Annotated in this window: 18 protein-coding genes; 8 read left to right on the forward strand and 10 right to left on the reverse strand. The window is 73.5% G+C overall.

Annotation, left to right across the window (positions count from 1 at the left end; translation table 11 throughout):
* The first annotated feature begins 72 nt into the window (after positions 1-72).
* The 3 genes from ACTWLT_RS03275 to ACTWLT_RS03285 all read left to right on the forward strand — a co-directional run bounded on the left by ACTWLT_RS03275 (position 73) and on the right by ACTWLT_RS03285 (position 2047).
* Positions 73-951, forward strand: coding sequence for an alpha/beta fold hydrolase (locus ACTWLT_RS03275; protein ID WP_445317073.1), 879 nt, complete (start codon positions 73-75; stop codon positions 949-951).
* Positions 952-1205: 254 nt separating this feature from the next.
* On the forward strand, positions 1206-1655 hold the full coding sequence (locus tag ACTWLT_RS03280) for a hypothetical protein (RefSeq protein WP_445317074.1): 450 nt from the start codon (positions 1206-1208) through the stop codon (positions 1653-1655).
* Positions 1652-2047: a hypothetical protein gene (locus ACTWLT_RS03285; protein ID WP_445317075.1), complete on the forward strand. Its 396-nt coding sequence runs from the start codon at positions 1652-1654 to the stop codon at positions 2045-2047. Before ACTWLT_RS03280 ends, ACTWLT_RS03285 begins: the two co-directional genes overlap by 4 nt.
* 29 nt (positions 2048-2076) lie before the next feature.
* Here ACTWLT_RS03285 and ACTWLT_RS03290 read toward each other — a convergent pair whose 3' ends face one another.
* Complete coding sequence (locus ACTWLT_RS03290) at positions 2077-4254, reverse strand: hypothetical protein (RefSeq protein ID WP_445317076.1); 2178 nt, start codon at positions 4252-4254, stop codon at positions 2077-2079.
* Between the two features lie 218 nt (positions 4255-4472).
* On the opposite strand from ACTWLT_RS03290, the gene ACTWLT_RS03295 reads away from it, so the two are divergent.
* Positions 4473-4826, forward strand: coding sequence for a cupin domain-containing protein (locus ACTWLT_RS03295; protein WP_445317077.1), 354 nt, complete (start codon positions 4473-4475; stop codon positions 4824-4826).
* 19 nt (positions 4827-4845) lie between these two features.
* Here ACTWLT_RS03295 and ACTWLT_RS03300 read toward each other — a convergent pair whose 3' ends face one another.
* Positions 4846-5613 carry a TetR/AcrR family transcriptional regulator gene (locus ACTWLT_RS03300; RefSeq protein ID WP_252419522.1) on the reverse strand — a complete coding sequence of 256 codons (768 nt, stop codon included), beginning with the start codon at positions 5611-5613 and terminating at the stop codon, positions 4846-4848.
* Between the two features lie 125 nt (positions 5614-5738).
* Here ACTWLT_RS03300 and ACTWLT_RS03305 point away from each other — a divergent pair, with 125 nt between their 5' ends.
* The 3 genes from ACTWLT_RS03305 (at position 5739) to ACTWLT_RS03315 (ending at position 8845) form a co-directional block, all read left to right on the forward strand.
* Complete coding sequence (locus ACTWLT_RS03305; protein WP_445317078.1) at positions 5739-7031, forward strand: sensor histidine kinase; 1293 nt, start codon at positions 5739-5741, stop codon at positions 7029-7031.
* Complete coding sequence (locus tag ACTWLT_RS03310; protein ID WP_252419518.1) at positions 7019-7684, forward strand: response regulator transcription factor; 666 nt, start codon at positions 7019-7021, stop codon at positions 7682-7684. The genes ACTWLT_RS03305 and ACTWLT_RS03310 overlap by 13 nt, the downstream gene beginning before the upstream one ends.
* Positions 7685-7783: 99 nt before the next feature.
* Positions 7784-8845, forward strand: a complete 1062-nt coding sequence (locus tag ACTWLT_RS03315) for a Gfo/Idh/MocA family oxidoreductase (protein WP_445317079.1) — start codon at positions 7784-7786, stop codon at positions 8843-8845.
* Between the two features lie 29 nt (positions 8846-8874).
* On the opposite strand, the gene ACTWLT_RS03320 is transcribed toward ACTWLT_RS03315, so the two are convergent.
* The 3 genes from ACTWLT_RS03320 to ACTWLT_RS03330 form a co-directional block, all read right to left on the reverse strand.
* Positions 8875-9036 carry a hypothetical protein gene (locus ACTWLT_RS03320; RefSeq protein WP_445317080.1) on the reverse strand — a complete coding sequence of 54 codons (162 nt, stop codon included), beginning with the start codon at positions 9034-9036 and terminating at the stop codon, positions 8875-8877.
* Positions 9037-9220: 184 nt separating this feature from the next.
* Positions 9221-9439, reverse strand: a complete 219-nt coding sequence (locus ACTWLT_RS03325) for a hypothetical protein (RefSeq protein WP_252419515.1) — start codon at positions 9437-9439, stop codon at positions 9221-9223.
* 184 nt (positions 9440-9623) lie between these two features.
* Entirely contained in the window at positions 9624-10718 is a 1095-nt protein-coding gene (locus ACTWLT_RS03330) for a PIN domain-containing protein (protein ID WP_252419514.1), read from the reverse strand.
* A gap of 221 nt (positions 10719-10939) precedes the next feature.
* Here ACTWLT_RS03330 and ACTWLT_RS03335 point away from each other — a divergent pair, with 221 nt between their 5' ends.
* Entirely contained in the window at positions 10940-12976 is a 2037-nt protein-coding gene (locus ACTWLT_RS03335; RefSeq protein WP_445317081.1) for a glycosyl hydrolase family 28-related protein, read from the forward strand.
* A gap of 39 nt (positions 12977-13015) precedes the next feature.
* Here the strand turns inward: ACTWLT_RS03335 and ACTWLT_RS03340 are convergent, their stop codons facing one another.
* The 5 genes from ACTWLT_RS03340 to ACTWLT_RS03360 all read right to left on the reverse strand — a co-directional run bounded on the left by ACTWLT_RS03340 (position 13016) and on the right by ACTWLT_RS03360 (position 17518).
* Entirely contained in the window at positions 13016-13357 is a 342-nt protein-coding gene (locus ACTWLT_RS03340; RefSeq protein ID WP_445317082.1) for an MmcQ/YjbR family DNA-binding protein, read from the reverse strand.
* A 68-nt stretch (positions 13358-13425) separates the two neighbouring features.
* Positions 13426-14052 (reverse strand): CG0192-related protein, encoded by a 627-nt coding sequence (locus ACTWLT_RS03345; protein ID WP_445317083.1) that lies wholly within the window; start codon positions 14050-14052, stop codon positions 13426-13428.
* A 60-nt stretch (positions 14053-14112) separates the two neighbouring features.
* Positions 14113-15207, reverse strand: a complete 1095-nt coding sequence (locus tag ACTWLT_RS03350) for a cellulose binding domain-containing protein (protein WP_445317084.1) — start codon at positions 15205-15207, stop codon at positions 14113-14115.
* A gap of 65 nt (positions 15208-15272) precedes the next feature.
* Positions 15273-16322, reverse strand: coding sequence for a nitronate monooxygenase (locus tag ACTWLT_RS03355; protein WP_445317085.1), 1050 nt, complete (start codon positions 16320-16322; stop codon positions 15273-15275).
* A gap of 107 nt (positions 16323-16429) precedes the next feature.
* Complete coding sequence (locus ACTWLT_RS03360; protein ID WP_445317086.1) at positions 16430-17518, reverse strand: NHL repeat-containing protein; 1089 nt, start codon at positions 17516-17518, stop codon at positions 16430-16432.
* Between the last annotated feature and the right edge of the window lie 103 nt (positions 17519-17621).

Here is a 17621-nt window from a genome sequence, read left to right on the forward strand (position 1 = left end):
TCAGGCTCGATGACGTACGAGGGCGACGGGCACCTCCCCGCGCCGACCCCACACCCACAGGAAGGTTCCCCCGTGGACCCCAGGATCAACGGATTCGACTACCGCCGGGTCACCGTCGCCGACGGCGTGACGCTGAACGTCGCCGTGGGCGGCTCCGGACCCGCTGTCGTGCTGCTGCACGGCTTTCCGCAGACCCACCTCATGTGGCGGCACGTCGCGGCCGACCTGGCCGCCGACCACACGGTCATCTGTCCCGACCTGCGCGGCTACGGCGACAGCGACAAGCCCCTCGACACCGACGGCACCGGGTACGCGAAGCGCACGATGGCGGCCGACATCGTGGCGCTGGCCGCCGCGCTCGGTCACGAGCGCTTCGCGCTGGCCGGGCACGACCGGGGTGCCCTGGTCGCGTTCCGCGCCGGCCTCGACCATCCGCAGGCGGTCAGCCATCTCGCCCTGCTCGACGTGGTGCCCACCCTGGACATGTGGAACGTGCTGCACGGCGCCAGCGCAGCGGTCGCCTTCCACCTGTACCTGATGGCGCAGCCGCCCGGCCTGCCCGAGGAGCTGATCGGCGGCAGCCCGGACGCCTTCTTCGGCCACTTCCTGGACGTCTGGACGCGGGACCCGGAGGCGTCGCCGCCGGAGGTGCGCGCCGCGTACCTGAGCGCGTCCCGGGCCGCGATCACCTCGATCGTCGCCGACTACCGGGCGTCCGCCGGGGTCGACGTCACGCACGACACCGCGGACCGGGAGGCGGGTAACCGGCTGCGGATGCCGGTGAGCGTTCTGCAGCAGGACTGGGGCGCGGCGCTGGGCTACGACGCGGCCGCGGTGTGGCGGGCCTGGGCGCCGGACCTGGAGCACCGGACGGTCACCTGCGGGCACTTCATGGCGGAGGAGGCGCCCGCAGAGGTGGTACGGGCCCTGCGGGCCCTGCTCGCCCGGTAGCACTCCACCGCGCCGGCCGCCCGTCATGTCGTTTTTCTGACACTGGTGGTCACTCAGCGACATGGCGGGCCGGCCCCCCACCTCCCTTCACCGCTCCGCGCGCCCCAACCCGGCCCTCGCCCTGGAGAATGGGCCTGACCTGCGGATATGCGACGTGACTCCAGGTGGACGCTCAGTGGTCACCGGTGATACACAGGCAGTAACCGGCCAGCCAACGGCGGCGAGTCGCTCACCTCCTCGACCAAGGAGTCGCCGTGGGATACCTGCGCATCCGGTCCCGGCACCAGCCGTTCGAGGTGGCCGCCCTGGTCATGGCACCCATCTGCGGTGTTCTTCTGCTGGTGCTCGACGTCCGACCCACCTCGGTCCAGATGTCCATGCCGGTCCCGATCCAGGTCGGTTGGGAGATCGGTCTGATCGCGGTCGGCGTGGGCGGCCTGTCGGGCATCCTGTGGCCCGGCCGGCTCGCCACCGGGCTCGGCATCGAGCTCGCGTCGGTTCTGGTGTTCGGCACCATCAGCGGCATGTACACGATGGCCCTGCTGGTCGTCTCGGGTCGGCAGTCCGTCGCGGCAGCGTCGTTCATCACCGCGCTCGCGGTGGGGTCCCTGTGGCGGGCCGCTCAGATCGCCATCGACCTGCGCCGGCTGGCCCGGGCCATCCAGTGCACGAACGGCGAACCGATCAAGGACGGTGTCACGTGATCTCCACACCGGCGCCCGAAGCACCCCCGTGGCTGCAGGTGGCGCTCAGCGCATTCGGCATCCTCGGCGGCACCACCGGCCTGGCCGCCATCGCCACCGTGGTGGTGCAGCGGGGCAAGTTCAAGGCCGACGCGGCCGACACCCTCACCGAGGCCGCCCTCACCCTGGTGCAGCCACTACAGACCCGGATCACCGAGCTGGAGGAGCAGGCGCTGAGCGCCCGGTCCGAGCTGGGGGTGCTCCGCGAGCAGGTCAACCAGTTGCAGTTCGTGGTCCGCGTGCTCACCCGCACGCTGGACCGGTGGCGTGCCGCGATCCGCTCCCCCGACGCCACCCTGCGCAAGGTGCGGGCGGTGGTCGCGGAGTCCGAACGGCTGCCGGAGGACGGGTGAGGTGCGACTCGGGACGGTCCGTCCACCGCTCACGCACGGCCCTGGTCGCGTAGCCGCCCGACGAGTTCGCGCACCGCCGCCCGGAACTCGGGATCGGACTCACCCGGTTGGTGCCCCCGCAGCAGCGGCGGCCGACGCTCTGACCCTGGCGGTGCCAGGTCCCTCGGGTCCCGCAGGCGGCGATCGACCCGCCCGGCGGGATCGTCGGCGTCCGGGGGTTGATCGCCGGGCCGGTGCGGCGCGAAGATCCAGCCGCCGACCGGATCGGTGTCCCGCCACAGGTTCAGCCACCGCCACCCGATCCGCTCCCCCACCTCACGGAGCACCTCGTCGTTCAGGTACGCCGGAAACAGCCGGGCGTACAGCCGGCCCAGCGGGGACCCGTACGTGAGCAGCGCGACCCGTGGACGCAGCTCCGGGGGCAGCCGCAGCACCGCGAGGGCCAGCAGCGCCGAGCCGTGGCTGTGCCCGCTGAGCAGCACCCCGGCGTGACGCCCGGCGAGCTCGGTGATCCGGTCCACCAGCTCCGGCACCGCGCGGTCGGCGTAGCTCGGCGGCGCGAACGGGTGGGCGGCCCGTGGCCAGAAGGTCCCCAGGTCCCACAGGATCCCGACGTGCCGGCGGAACCACGCCGTCCGGTAGGCGAGGATCCCACCCAGGAGCAGGGCCAGCACCACGCTGGCGGTGAGGTAACTGCCCACGGCGAGGCCGACACCGACGGATCCGGCGGGCAGCCCGAGCAGACGCCCCGCCAGCTCGTCCGGCTCGAACCCGGCCAGCCCCAGGACGCCCGTGGTCAGACCGATCGCCGCCAGCGCCGCGTACGCCACGGTAAGCATTCCCAGCCACTCGGTGAACCGGGCCCGGGCGATGGCCCTCGTCACCGTCCGCAGTTCCTCGGTGGCACCCGGCGGTGGTGCCGGGAAGTCCCCGGCGGTGATCGTCCTGGCGGCCTGCCACCTCGGGCGCCGTGACGTGAACGTCATCGCGCCGCCCAGCACCACCCCCGCGGTCACATGGAGGAAGAAGGCCAGGATCGTCCACTGGTACGGCAGCGGCGGCCCGCCGTCGCCCTGGTAGCCGCCGAGCAACTGCCCGCTCTGGTAGACCAGGTCGGCGGAGAACGCGCCGGCCAGGCCGACCGCGATCGCCGCCATGACAGCCGCGCCGAGCCCGCGCGGCAGCGGGGAGCGGCGGTCCCCCCGACGGTGGTGCCACAGCACCAGAACGCTCAGCACGACCAGCAGTGACATCTGACCGAACATCGCCGTACTGACGACCTGGTCGTAGCCGGGCAGCCCGGGCGACGACGGCCAGTCCCGCCCGTCCATCGCGACGACGACGAGCGTCGCCACACTCACGGCGTACGCCACCGCCCGCGCCGTCCCGGCGGTGCGCGTGGCCGCCCGCCCGGTCGCCGCACCGTCCAGCAGCCCGGGGACGGCGAGCAGGCCGACGCAGGTCACCAGCACCGCACCGGAGAGCGCCAGCAGGATCGTCGTCCACGCCGTCCGCCCGCTGCTGGAACGGGCCGCGAGCAGCATCACGTCGAGCACGGCCAGCGCGACGGCGACGTGGATCGCCCGCAGCCGTGCCACCAGTGGCTCGACCGCCCACAGCGGGTGGCGGGGTGGACGGGGTCGGCGGTTACCGAGCAGGCGGAGCAGGACGACGGCGGCGACCGGCACCAGGGCCAGCACCGCCAGCCGCTGCCCCATCTGCCGGCCGTCGAGCTCGGCGGTCATGGTGAAGGGGTGCGCGCACCGGGCGACACCGAGACACCGCCAGGCGATCAGGTCGAGCGCGACACCGGCCATCGAGAGCACGTACAGCGCGGTGAGGTTGAGCGCGAGGAGCCGGCACAGCACGGTGACGCCGGAACCGATGCGCCGGCCCGCCGGTCGCATCCAGACCGCCAGGTTGCTGAGCATGAACGGCAGCAGGAAGACCAGCGACAACGTCCGGCCCACGGTGCCCGACGGCAGATCGCCCCACCGGTACGCCTCCAGCGTCACCCCGTCCGGGTCGGCGTCGCCGGGCTGCTCGGTCACCGGGCGGTGGAAGCCGCCGCTGCGGTCGCCGGCGACCTGCCGGACGTGCGTCCGGTAGAGGACCCGCTCCGGGCGCGCCCCGGAGACGCCGTGCACCCGCAACTCCACGATGTCGTGCCGCTCCGGTCCATCGCGGCGCGGTGAGCCCTCAGGCATCGGTGGGCCGTCCGCGGTCGTTCCCGCGCTGCGGCAGCCGCCTGGGAAGCCCGTGAGCCATCGCCATCCTTCCCGGCCTCCGATGCCACCGCCGTCCCAGTCGTACCACCCGGACGGACGGGCCGGGCGGGTTCCGCCGGGTACGCCGTGACGCCGGGCGGATCACATTAGAGTCGCCCGTGTCCGCAGCGGTGCCGCGTACGAGACCAGGGGGAGTCGTGGCGAGGGAACCCGGCGACGCGTCGGCGCCGAGCGTGAAGCGCACCGAGCTGCAGCGACACCCGGCCTCCGTGCCCGGCCGTCTGATCGTGCAGACGCTCTTCGAGATACCGGTCGGATTGGCGTCAGGACGGCACAGCCACCCCGGCGAGGAGGTGGGTTACCTCATCCGTGGCACGGTCGACATGGAGTTCGACGACCGGCGGACGTTGACCATCCACGCCGGCGAACCGTTCCTGATCCCGCCCCGGACGATCCACAATGCCCGCAACGTCACCGACGACACCACCACGATGATGCTGTCGACGTACGTCGTCGAGGCCGACGAGCCCCTGGTGACGCAGTACCCCTGACCGGAGGACGCGGCTCGCGCTACCCGGCGGCCGCCCGCTCGGCGACCACCACCGAGATACCGTCGAGGACGCGTTGCAGGCCGAACTCGAAGGCGTACTCCGGCCCGTACGCCGCGCCGTGCTGCTGGCCCGCCGCGGTGCCGACCCGCGCGGCGGTCGGGTAGCTGCCGGCCGTCATGTACGTCTCCAGCCAGGGTGCGTGCGACTGCCACCACTGGCCGTCGGTCATGCCGGTCTCCCGCTCCAGGTCGACCACCTCGGACGCGGCGCGCGCGGCGCTCTTCACGTGCCCGAGCACCAGGGTGAGCACCGCGTCCATCTCCACGTCGGTGAGCCCGATGTCGGCGACCGCGGTGAGCTCGTGGTCGTACTTGGCCAGCAGGTGGGGGCCGAGCACCGGCCGGGTCGTCTCGGCCCGCAGCATCCACCGGTGGCGCTGGTAGAGCGCGAGGTTGTCCCGGGCGATCCGCTCCAACCTGGCCCGCCAGTCCCCGGCGACGGCGGTGCGGGGCATCTCGCCGTACGCGGTGTCGATCATGACGTCGACGAGCTCGGCCTTGCCCGGCACGTAGGTGTAGACCGACATGGTGCCGACGCCCAGCGCCTCGGCCACCCGGCGCATGGTCAGCGCGTCGAGACCCTCGGCGTCGGCGATGCCGATGGCGGCCCGGACGATCCGGTCGACGCTGAGCCCCGGGCCGGCGCTGCGGCTGGTCGGTTCCCGGGTGCGCCACAGGATGGCCAGGCTGCGGGCCGGGTCCGCCGTCGCCTTGCGCTCACTCGCCATGGTGCGGCAATCCTAGCAACGTGGGCGTACGTCGTACGCCGCCGGTGAGGGTAGTGCTGGACCTACCCCGGAAAGTGGATCTGGACGGCTGGGTCGACCGCACGCCGACGATTAGCGTCTGCGGCATGACCTCGGAACACCCTCGTCACCTGGCCGCGGCGCTGCGCCGCCGCGGCTGGCTGATCTCCGCCTGGCCCTGGCGCGCGCTGGTCTACCTCGTCAGCACCGTGCCCATCGCCGGCGTGCTCTCCGTCGGGCTGCTCGTGGTCGTCGGGCCGCTGCTGGCCGCCCTCAACGCGGTATGGCTGCACGGTCGGCCGCCGGAGATCCCGCTCATCCTGTTCCTGGTGGTCGGCAGCCTCACCCTGCTGGCGCTGGCGCCGATCGTGAGCTTCCCGGTGGCCGCCGTCGAGCGGTGGCGGCTCGGCCTCGTCGACGGTCGACCGCTGCCTCCGCCGCCGTGGCAGGGTCTGGCCGCCCGCTACCGCACGGCCGCCGGCTGGCGGGAGGTGGCGTACCTGTTCTGGCTGGGCGGGTTCGTGCCGGTCGCGTACTGGGTCCTCCTGCTGCTGGTTCTCCTCGACCTCGGGCTGGTCACCAGCCCCTGGCTCGCCGGCGACGACAACCAGCCGGTCGTGATCTGGCGCACCGTGGGCAGCCCCGGCGAGGCCGTCCCGTACGCGATCGTGGGCGTGCTGCTCATCCCGGTGCTCTGGTACCTGGCAGGCCTGCTCGCCGCCGTCCAGGCCGCCGTGGCCCGGTGGGCGCTGGCCTGGCCGGTCGACGCGGCGGCGCTGCGCGAGGTCGCCCGGTCCCGGACCCGGCTGGTCGGGGCGTACGAGGCCGAACGTCGTCGGATCGAGCGTGACCTGCACGACGGTGCGCAACCACGGCTGACCAGTCTCACCCTCCAACTGGGGCTGGCCCGGCTGGACGTCCCCGAGGACTCCCCGGCGGCCCGGCCGCTGTCGGTCGCCCACGACCAGGCCCGGGGTCTGATGGTGATGCTCCGGCAGTTGGTGCAGGGCATCCGTCCGCAGAGCCTCACCGACCTCGGCCTGGCCGGCGCGGTGCGGGAGCTGGGCGACGCGGCCACCGTCCCGGTGACCGTGCGCGCCGACCTCGACGGCGAGCTGCCGGAGATCGTCGAGACCACCGCCTACTTCGTGGTGTCCGAGGCGCTGGGCAACGTGGCCCGACACGCCGGGGCCAGCCGCGCCGAGGTGCACCTGACCAGGGTCGGCGGGGATCTTGTCGTCGAGGTCTCCGACGACGGCCACGGCGGCGCCGACCCGTCCCGGGGTACCGGCCTGACCGGCCTCGCCGACCGGGTCGCCGCAGCGGACGGGCGACTGCTGCTGTCCAGCCCGCCCGGCGGGCCCACGCTGCTGCGGGTGGAGCTGCCGTGCCGTCGGTGACGCGGGTGGTGCTCGCCGAGGACGAGGTGCTGCTGCGCGAGGGTCTGGTCGCGCTGCTGACCCGCTTCGACTTCGCGGTGTGCGCCGCCGTCGGCTCGGCGCCGGAGCTGCTGGACGCCGCCCGCACCCACCGGCCGGACCTGGTGCTGACCGACATCCGGATGCCACCCGGCCGGCGGGACGACGGGCTGCGCGCGGCCGTCGCGCTGCGCGCCGAGCGGCCCGAGCTGCCGGTCGTGGTGCTCAGCCAGTACGTGCAGACCGGGTACGCCGCGGCGCTGCTGGACAGCGGCGACGGCCAGCGGGTCGGCTACCTGCTCAAGGACCGCGTGGCGGAGGTGACCGAGTTCGTCGACACCCTGCGCCGGGTCACCGCCGGTGGCACCGCCATCGACCCGGACGTGGTCCGGCAACTGCTGCACCGCCCGCGCGACCCGCTCGCCGCGCTCTCCGCCCGGGAACGGGAGGTGCTGGCGTTGCTGGCCGAGGGCCGGTCCAACGCGTCGATCGCCGCCCGGCTGCACGTCACCGAGGCGGCGGTCGGCAAGCACGTCGGCAACATCCTGCTGAAGCTCGACCTGCCGCCCAGCGACGACACCAACCGTCGGGTGCTCGCGGTGCTCACCTACCTGCGGGCCGATCCCGTCCCCTGAGCAGCGCCGGGTCCGGATCGGGCCCGGCCGGCCGGGGCGTAGATTCGGTCAGCGGTACCGCCGTCACCGGGGCGCGGGCCGGGGAGACGGGAGTACGGCATGGCGGAGGCGCTGCGGGTCGGTCTGCTGGGGTACGGGCTGGCGGGCCGGGTGTTCCACGCGCCGCTGATCGCCGCGACACCCGGGCTGCGGCTGGACGCCATCGTGACGCGTGATCCACAGCGGCGCGAGCAGGCCCGGCAGCAGCACCCGGACGCCCGCCTCGTCGACGACGCCGAAGAGCTGTGGCGTACGCCGGACGCGCTGGACCTGGTGGTGGTGGCGACGCCGAACCGGCAGCACGTGCCGATGGCCCGGGCGGCGGTGACCGCCGGCCTGCCGGTGGTGGTGGACAAGCCGCTGGCCCCCACCGCCGCCGAGAGCCGGGCGCTGGTCGAGGAGGCCGACCGCCGGGGCGTGCCGCTGACCGTGTTTCAGAACCGCCGCTGGGACGGCGACTTCCTGACCGCCCGCCGGCTCGTCGAGCAGGGCGAGTTGGGACGGGTGCTCCGCTTCGAGTCCCGGTTCGAGCGTTTCCGTCCGACGATCAAGCCGGGCTGGCGGGAGCTCGCCGGTCCCGAGGAGGCCGGCGGGGCCCTCTTCGACCTCGGCGCCCACCTCGTCGATCAGGCGGTGCAGCTCTTCGGCCCGGTCGATCGCGTCTACGCGGAGGTGGACCGGCGGCGCGCCGGCGCCGAGGTCGACGACGACGCGTTCGTGGCGTTGACCCACGCCAACGGTGTGCACTCGCACCTGTGGATGGGCGCGCTGACCGCTCAACTCGGGCCCCGGCTGCGGGTGCTGGGCGACCAGGCCGGCTACACGACGTACGGGCTGGACGTCCAGGAGGCAGCGCTGCACGAGGGCGGCCGTCCGGACCAGCCGGGCTGGGGCGAGGTTCCGCCGGAGCGGTACGGCCTGCTCGGCGTCGACGGCGACCTGCGGGCCGTGCCCACCGAGGCCGGTTCCTACCAGAGCTTCTACCAGCAGGTGGCGACGGCGCTGCGGGACGGCACGGCGATGCCGGTGGATCCGCGGGACTCGGTCGCCACCGTCGAGTTGATCGAGCTGGCGCACCGCTCGGCGGCAGAGGCCGCCGTGCTCCCCGTCCCGTCCGCCTGACCGCCCGCCGGGGCCGACTGGGACCCGTCCTAGTCGGCCTCGCGCTCGGTGCGAGCGTCGTCCGGCACCCGGGCGTCGTCGTCGGTCAGCGCGTCGTCGTCGGATCGGCCGGCGAACCGGGCCAGCCGACGTTCGGCCTCCCGAACCTCGTCGGTGATCTCCGGGTTCTGCTCGTCGGGACCCTGCGACATGGGACCTCCATCCTGCCTACCCCCGGTTGTACCCCGCCTGGGACGGCGGACACGGGCGGTGTGCAGCAATGGCACGAGCAACTCTTGACCAGTTGATGCTCAGCGGTCGAGTCGAGCACCGGGCCGACCGACGATCGCACCGGGCGGGAGCCCAGGAGCGTTGCCGGCCCGGCCCGGTGCCGGATCAGCGCTTCAGTTCGCGCCAGGATGGGTGGGTGCCGCGCCACGCATCGGCGAGGATGGCCGCCGAGGCCCGGCTGGGGCACTGCTGCACCCGCTCACGACCCGACGCCCCACCGATCTGGGCGCGGACCTCCCAACCCTGCCCGTCAGTACGGATATACACGTCCCGGCGCCCGCGCGGGGTCGTGTCTCCGTTCCACCAGTGTTCCTCCACCATCATTCGCCGACCGTATAGCAAATTACGGCCAAGGGGTACGTCGCAGGTGGGCCGTTACCGCATCAATAACCGCAATTCAGTCACATTTCAAGCCGGCCGCCGACAGGGAGGAACCGTCTCGGCGATTCCCTCACGTCCTGAGCAACGAATCAGACTCGATTCGGGTGCCGTTGCGCGGGCTCCACGTTCATCCCTGCGCGGTGAGCAGGTAGTCGTCGGCTTCGGGGCTCCACCGTAGGTCGACCGCGCCACCGGTGGCGGCGGCCTTGCAGAACTGGAGGAAGCTGCGGTAGCCGAGCTTCTTCTCGCTGAAGTCGGGACGCGCCCGGCGGAGCTGGTTCTTCAGCCCGGACAGCGCCACCGGGTTGCCGCTGCTGCCGAGGTCCGCCACCACGCCACGGAGCAGGCCGAAGGCCACCTCCCGGTCGCCGTGCTCGGGCAGCGAGACCTCGGGGTCGCCCTTCGCGGGGCCCTCGGCCAGCTCGATCACGTTGTGGCCGGCGAGGTGGCGCAGCAGTTCGCCAAAGGTACGGAAGCCGTAGTCGGACTCGCTGAACGTCGGGTCCTTGCGCAGCAGGGTGCGCTTGAGCCGCGAGGCGGTCACCTCGCCGCTGGCGCTGCCCTGTAGCCCGGCCACCGTCTGGGCCACCAGCACGGCGAGTGCGTCCACGTCCCGGTCGGGCTCCTCCCCCGCCGGCCGGCGCTCCACCTCCGGCTCGGGCTGCTCGCGTTCCGGCTCGGGCGCCCGCTGGTCCTGGCCGGGCTGCCGCACCGGACGGCCGCGACGGCTGCTGGTCGGCGGGATGTCCACACCCTCCAGCCGGTCGTAGTAGAGGAACTCGTCGCAGGCCGGCGGGAGCAGCGCCGACGTCGACCCCTCGACACCGACGCCGATGACCCGCTTGTTCAGCTCGCGGAGCTTGTGGACGAGCGGCGTGAAGTCACTGTCGCCGCTGCAGATCACGAAGGTGGAGATGTAGTCGCGTTCGAAGGCCAGCTCGATCGCGTCGACGGCCATCTTGATGTCGGCCGCGTTCTTGCGGGAGGCGCCCATCCGCTGCGGGATCTCGATCAGCTCGACGTGCGACCGCGTGAGCATCCGGCGGTCCTCGTCGAAGTAGGACCAGTCGGCGTACGCCCGACGCACCACGACCCGCCCGCGCTCGGCGAGTGCGTCCGCGATGGGCCGGAAGTCGAAGGCCGCGCCGCCACGGTGGTCGCGCGCCCCCAACGCCAGGTTCTCGTAGTCCAGGAAAAGGGCGATCCGGTCTTCTTGATCCACGCCGGTCAGCGTACGCCGGGCGCGACCTGCCCGGGCTCAGGCGCCGCACGACACGTCGATCCGGTGACCGTTCAGTTCTTGCGACCAAACTGTCGCTTCTTTTCGTTGTTCGATTGGTGTCTTGCAGCGCAGTGTTCGGTGCTGCATCATGACGATCAATGTCGGGCGTCAGGGGGAGCGCCGGGCGGACCTCCACCACCACCCACACAGGAGGGTCACCGATGTTTCGGTTCATCATGCCGGCGCGGGGGCGCCCGGGCCGGCCGGCCGCCACCGCGCTCGCACTCGCGACCGCCGTCACCACGCTGGTCGTCGGGCCCGCCGTAGCCGTTGCCGCTCCGCCCACGCCATCCGGTGCAGCGCCGGTGGTCACCCGGGCCGCCCTCGACCCCGCGCTGGTCGCCGGACGCGGCGCCGACGTCGACTTCGTCGAGCAGGAAGCGGAGAACGCCCGCACCAACGGCGAGATCATCGGCCCCGACCGGTCCGCCTACACGCTGCCCGCGGAGGCCTCCGGCCGCCGGGCCGTCCGGCTCACCCCCGGCGAGTACGTGGAGTTCGTCCTGCCCAGCGCGGCCAACGCGATCACCGTGCGGTACAGCATCCCGGACGCGCCCCGTGGTGGCGGGATCACCGCGCCGCTGGGCGTCGCGGTCAACGGCAGGCACGTGCGCAGCATGACGCTGACCTCGCAGTACTCCTGGCTCTACAACCAGTACCCGTTCTCCAACGACCCCCAGGCCGGGCTGTTGCACCCCGACTGGTGGATCACCGAGTGCTCGTGCGTGCCGTCGGCCACCACGCCGTACCCGACCATCACCACGCCGTTCCGGCCCACCCACTTCTACGACGAGCAGCGGCTCCTGCTGGGGCGCACCCACCGGGCCGGCGACCGGATCCGGCTCACCGCACCGGTCGGCAGCGCCGCCGCGTGGACCGTCATCGACCTGCTCGACTCCGAACTGGTCGCGCCACCGCACATCCGGCTGCTCGCGGCGAACGTGCTGGCCTTCGGGGCCGACCCGACCGGCCGGCGCGACTCCGCCGACGCCCTCGACCGTGCCATCGCGTTCGCCCGCCGCGCCCACCTGAAGGTGTACATCCCACCGGGCACCTACCAGGTCAACCGGCACATCATCGTCGACGACGTGACCATCGAGGGCGCCGGCAACTGGTACACCATCATCAAGGGCCGGCAGGTCGCCCTGCCGACGCCCGCGCCGGACGGCTCGGTGCACACCGGCGTCGGCTTCTACGGCCGGGACGCCACCGACGGCGGCAGCCGCAACGTCCACCTCTCCGGCTTCGCCATCGAGGGCGACGTCCGGGAGCGCATCGACACCGACCAGGTCAACGCGATCGGCGGCGCGATGAGCGACTCGACCATCGACGGGCTGTACCTGCACCACACCAAGGTCGGCCTGTGGTTCGACGGTCCGATGACGAATGTCCGCGTCACCAACAACATCATCGTCGACCAGATCGCCGACGCGCTCAACTTCCACACCGGCGTGACCGACTCGCTCGTCGCGCACAACTTCGTCCGCAACACCGGCGACGACGGGCTGGCGATGTGGTCGGAGAAGACGGCCAACACGCGGAACACGTTCGACCACAACACCGTGCAGTCGCCGACCCTGGCCAACGGCATCGCCATCTACGGCGGCACGGACAACACCGTCTCGCACAACCTGATCGCCGATCCGGTCCGTGAGGGCAGCGGCATCCAGGTCGGTTCCCGTTTCGGCGCGGAGCCGTTCACCGGGCACCTCCGGATCACCAACAACACCACCGCCCGGGCCGGCACGTACGAGCTGAACTGGAACATCGGTCTCGGCGCCATCTGGTTCTTCGCCCTGGACCGGAGCATCGACGCGAGGATCGAGGTGGTCGGTGACGCCTACCTCGACAGCACGTACAACGCGATCATGCTGGTCAGCGACTGGCCCGTGAAGGATCTCCACTCGATCACCAACGTGCACTTCCGGGACATCCGGGTCGACGGCACCGGCACCTCGGTGGTCAGCGCCCGGTCGGCCGGCTCGGCCTCGTTCGCCAACGTGGACGCTCGCAACGTGGGTGCCGTCGGCGTCAACAACTGCGGGTCGTTCCACTTCACCCCGGCCGGCTCGGAGTTCGCGCTGACCGACCTGGGCGGCAACGACGGCGGCTGGTTGGCGCCGTGGCTGCTGCCGAACACCATCACCTGCGACGACCGGCCGCCGGTGTCGCCGCCACCGCCACCAGCCCCCTGGTGACGGCGACGGGGGCCCGGATGACCGGGCCCCCGTCCGCCCTCAGCTGCCCAACCGCTGCCGGGCCAGGAACTTCGGCACCACCATCCGCCATGCCTCGGTGACCAGCTCGGTCATGTACCCGTGCTCCAGTCGGGCGGTGTGGCAGCACACCCAGTGGAAGCGGAGGTCGGACTCGCCGGGCATGAAGAACAGCTCCGGCTCGGCGGCGACCAGCGCGGCCCGCTCCTGCTTCGGGAAGCCGAAGCCCATCGTCGACTCGTCCCGGGAGAAGGCGACGTAGACGATCGACCCGACGCGGAACTTCACCCGGTCCCGGATCAGGTGCTCGCTGCTGCGCGGCAGCGTCCGGGCGAGGGCCCGGACGTCGGCGACGGTGACCACGCCCCGACCGTAACGGCCAGCCGGTCCGCCGTCGAGCCGCTGCGGGAAGGCCCGGTCGCCCCCGCCCCTCAGCGCGCCCGGGCGTACGCCAGGGGCACGGTCGACGGCTGCCCGTCCCAGTTGCCACTGAGGACAGCCCCGGCGGCATCCGTGGCCACGGCGCCGGGCCGGCGGACGACCAGCAACTCGACGGAGTCGGTGACGATCAGGGTGGCGTCCTCGTCGACCACCGGTCCCCCGTCACCGACCGGGGACACCCCGGCACCGCTGGCCACGATGGTCATGGTCGGCTCGCGCAACTCGCGTCGGCCGTCGACCTCGAAGTACTGCTCCGCCTGGCCGGTGCCGGCGAGGATCGCGTCGGCCAGCGCCGCCGCGTACACCGGGTCCGCGCAGCCGTCGTACACCCAGCGCGGGCCGAGCACCGAGTGCTCGGTGGTGCCGACGAGCCAGTCGTCGGCACCGTCCAGGGGCTCGGCGCGGTAGGTGAGCGGTACCTGGTGGACCGGCCCGTCGGCGGTGCCGACCAGCATCGTCTCGATGCCGACGGCGCCGGCGGGGTCGTCGAAGCGGTAGGCGCCCCGGCTCAGCACGTCGGCGCCGACCGGCCCCCGGTACCACGGTTGACCGGGGAGCCAGGTCGCCAGCAGGTCGAGTTTCGAGGGGCGCAGGGTCGCCCGGTGCAGCAGTGCCATGCCGCCAGCCTAGGGACGACCGGCCGACCGACCTCGGGTCGGGCCGCTATCGGCCCACGGTCACAGGCCCGCGCACGGGTTGCCGCCCACTGTGCAGCTCTCCGGCTCCCGGGCCTTGGGGCGGCTGTCGCGGACTTCGAAGCGGAACGTGTGCGACCCGCCGGCTGGCACGGCCGGCCCGGTGAAGGTGAGCGTCCGTCCCTCCCGCCGCACGTCGGCGCCGTCGACATCGTCGACGCTGCTGTCCTCGGGGAGGGTGACCACCACGGCCCAGTCCGCCACCGGCGCGCCACCCGGGTTGCCGACCACCACCTCACCCGTGTAACCGAACAGTCGGCTGGAGTCGGTGCGGTAGCCAGCCGTCAGCGGTGGCGGCGCCGGGACCGGGGCGAGGGTGGGCGACGGTTTCGCCACCGGCGTCCGGCTCGGTCGGGGGGTCGCCGACGCGAGGGTCCGCGAAGGGCGCGCCGAGGCCACGGACCTCGGTGTGCCGGTGGGCGCGACCGTCGCCCCGGACGACGACGCCGTCGGCGACGGTGTCGCCGGGGCCGGTGCGGCGGCGCTGTCCGGCTCGCCCGGCAACGTGACCCACGCTGCCAGCCCCGCGACCAGTACGGCCCCGGCCAGCACCGCGACCACCGTGCGACGGCGGCGGCGTGCCCGGGCCGGGCCGGCGCCGGGCGCGCCGATCGTCGGCAGTTCGGTGGCCATACCGACCTCGCCGCGACTCAGGTCGACCTTCTGGAAGGCGAGCCAGTCGAGAATGGCCGGCAGGCGCACGGTCAGGGCCTGCCGGAGCTGCTGCTCGCGCGGTTCGTGCTGCTCGGCGGACCACACGCCGTGCGTCGTGACCTCTCGCACCGCCAGCCGGCAGCCCTGCTTCGTGGCGGTGACGGTGCAGGTCAGCTCGGTGAGCCGACCGGCCTCGTCGCACCGCAACGCCAACAGCTCGGGCACCCGTCGCTCGGTCACCTCGACCTCGACGTTCGCGTCGAAGCCGGGCAACCCGGCAGTCTGCAGCACCAGCCGGTCCGGCACCCCCGCCACCGTCTCGGCCTCGGCGAACCACCGGCCGAGCAGCTCCGCATCCGTCAGTGCGAGCCAGACCCGGTCGGGCGGGTGGGACAGGTCGACCTGCGCGCCGATCTCGATCACGGCGCGACTCTACGGGTTTCGCGTCCGGCCCGTCCCGCCCGGCCCGGGCCGTCGTCGGTGACCCGTCAGCCCCAGCGTGCGGAACGGTCCGCCGCCGCCGCCAACGCGGCCCGGGCACCGGCGCTCAGCTCGGCGACCAGCTCGGCCGCCGGCACGTCCCGGGCGAGGGCGTGCGCCTGCCCGGCCCAGAGGTTGGCCACCGAGGCGTCGCTGTCGCGTCGGGCGGCGGCGAGCAGCGGACGCGTCAGGTGCAGCACCTGCGGGTAGCCGGTCGGTGCCGCCGCGTCGTGCCGGCGCAGGAAGTCGTTCACCACACCGCGCGCCCGCTTGCCGGTGTACGCCCGGGTCAGGGCCGTCGGTGCCGAACTGGCCACCGCCGCCCGGTGCATCGGCGAGCTGCCGGCCTCGGGGCAGCGCAGGAAGGCCGTACCGAGTTGCGCGGCGGCGGCGCCGGCGGCGAGCACGGCGGCCACCCCCGGGCCGTCGACGACGCCCCCGGCCGCCACCAGCGGGCGGTCGCACCCGGCGGCGACCAGCCGGAGCAGCGGCAGCAGCGCGTAGTCGTCGTCGTCCGGAAGGCCGCCGCGGTGCCCGCCGGCCTCGGTGCCCTGCACCACCACGACGTCCACGCCGAGGTCCGCGGCGGTCGTGGCGGCATCCGGCCGGGTTACCGTGGCCCACACCTCGGTGCCCCGCTCGTGCAGGGCGGCCACCGCGGCACGGTCGGGCAGCCCGAACGCGAAGGACACCACCGGGACCGGTTCGGCGAGCAGCAGGGCGATCTTCTCCGGGTACCCGTCGTCGCCGCCCGCCGGCTCGCCCAGGGTCACCCCGTGCTGACCGGCCTCCGGGGCGAGCCGGTCCGCGTACGCCCGGATGGCGGCCTCGTCCACTGTGCCGGGGCCGGGCAGGAAGACGTTGACCCCGAACGGCCGGTCGGTGCGGCCGCGAACCTCGGCCATGTCGGCGGCCAGCCGGCCGGCGTCGATCATCCCGGCGGCGAGGAAGCCCAACCCGCCGGCGGCGGAGGCGGCCGCCACGAGCGCTGGCGTGGACGGACCGCCGGCCATCGGGGCGACGACGATCGGGTGGCGCAACACGGACAGCACGGACATGCACCCATCCTGTCGCATCGGCCCGGTCCCCCGGGTCGGGGAGCGCCGGCCCCGGTCGGCCGTCTGCGGCGGATGAGCCACCGCGGCTGTCCGCGCCCGCCCGTCGGTCACCGACGGGCGGCGCGCCGCGACCGGAGCAACCCGGCCAGCCCGAGCAGCGCCAACAGTGTCCCGGCGCCTGCCGCGATCGGCCAGATCCGGTTGGCGGCGGCGACCACCTCGCCCTCCGGGCGGACCGGGGTGGCCGCCACCGGGCCGGCCGTGGTCGGCTCCGGGCGGCGCGGGGAGGCGGCCGGCGCCGTCGAGGCGGGGTACCGCAGAACGGTCGGGCGGGTGCCCGCCGGCTGGTCGGCGGACTCGGAGACCGTGAGCAGGGAACGGCCGTCCCGGCTGTAGGTGATCGACTCGCCCTGGGGCTCGTCCGGCAACGGTGTGACCCGCGGCGTGCCGGTGGTCAGCGCGGCGACCACGTCGCCGTCGGGCACGTCGTACTCGAACGCGTCGGCGTAGCTGCGCAGCACCACCCGGCGCCCGTCCGGTGCGTTCGCCGCGCCGGTGACCACGCCTCGACCGAGGAAGGAGTACGGGTTGCTGGTCGTGCTGGTCGGCAGGTCCACCTGGCCGACCGGGGCCAGTGGCGTGGTTGCGGCCGGCCGCAGCGCGGTGGTGGGCGCGTACAGCGAGACGCTGCCGCCGCCCTTCGTGATGATCAGCGGCCGGCCGCCGGCGTCGATCAGCAGCGCCTCCGCGTCGTGCGGGCCGTCCGGGTAGGTCATCCGGTGCAGCACCGGCCGGTCCGCGTCCGGCGCGAGCCGCCACAGCGCGACGGTCTCCCGGGAGCGGTCGTTGTCGCCGATGTCGGCGACCCAGACGGTGCCGTCGGGGCCGACCGCCAGGTCCTCGGTGTCCCGGGGCCGGGAGGGGTAGCCGACCGTCCGCACCACCGCGCATCGCCGGTCGAGGAAGAAGATGCGGCGGTTGGCCTCGCTGTCGGCACCGTCGTTGACCACCACGTACCCGGTGTCCGTGGCGGCCATCCCGGAGATCTCGGTGAGCCGGTCGTCGCGCACCTCGCACACCGGCGTCCCGGCCCCCGGCGCGCCGGCCACGGCCGTGCCCGGTGCCAGCGCCACCGCGCCGACGAGGGCGGTGACCAGTGCCGCACCGGCGCGAGCGTGCCGCTGCCGTACCCCCATCGCCCGTCCTCCTCGTCGCGGCCGTGGCCCGGCCGCCCCGCCAATCCTGGCTGATCCCGCCCGCCGGCGGTGCCCGTCGGCGGGACCGGACCCGATCCTTGCT

The sequence above is a fragment of the Micromonospora yongxingensis genome (assembly GCF_052601155.1).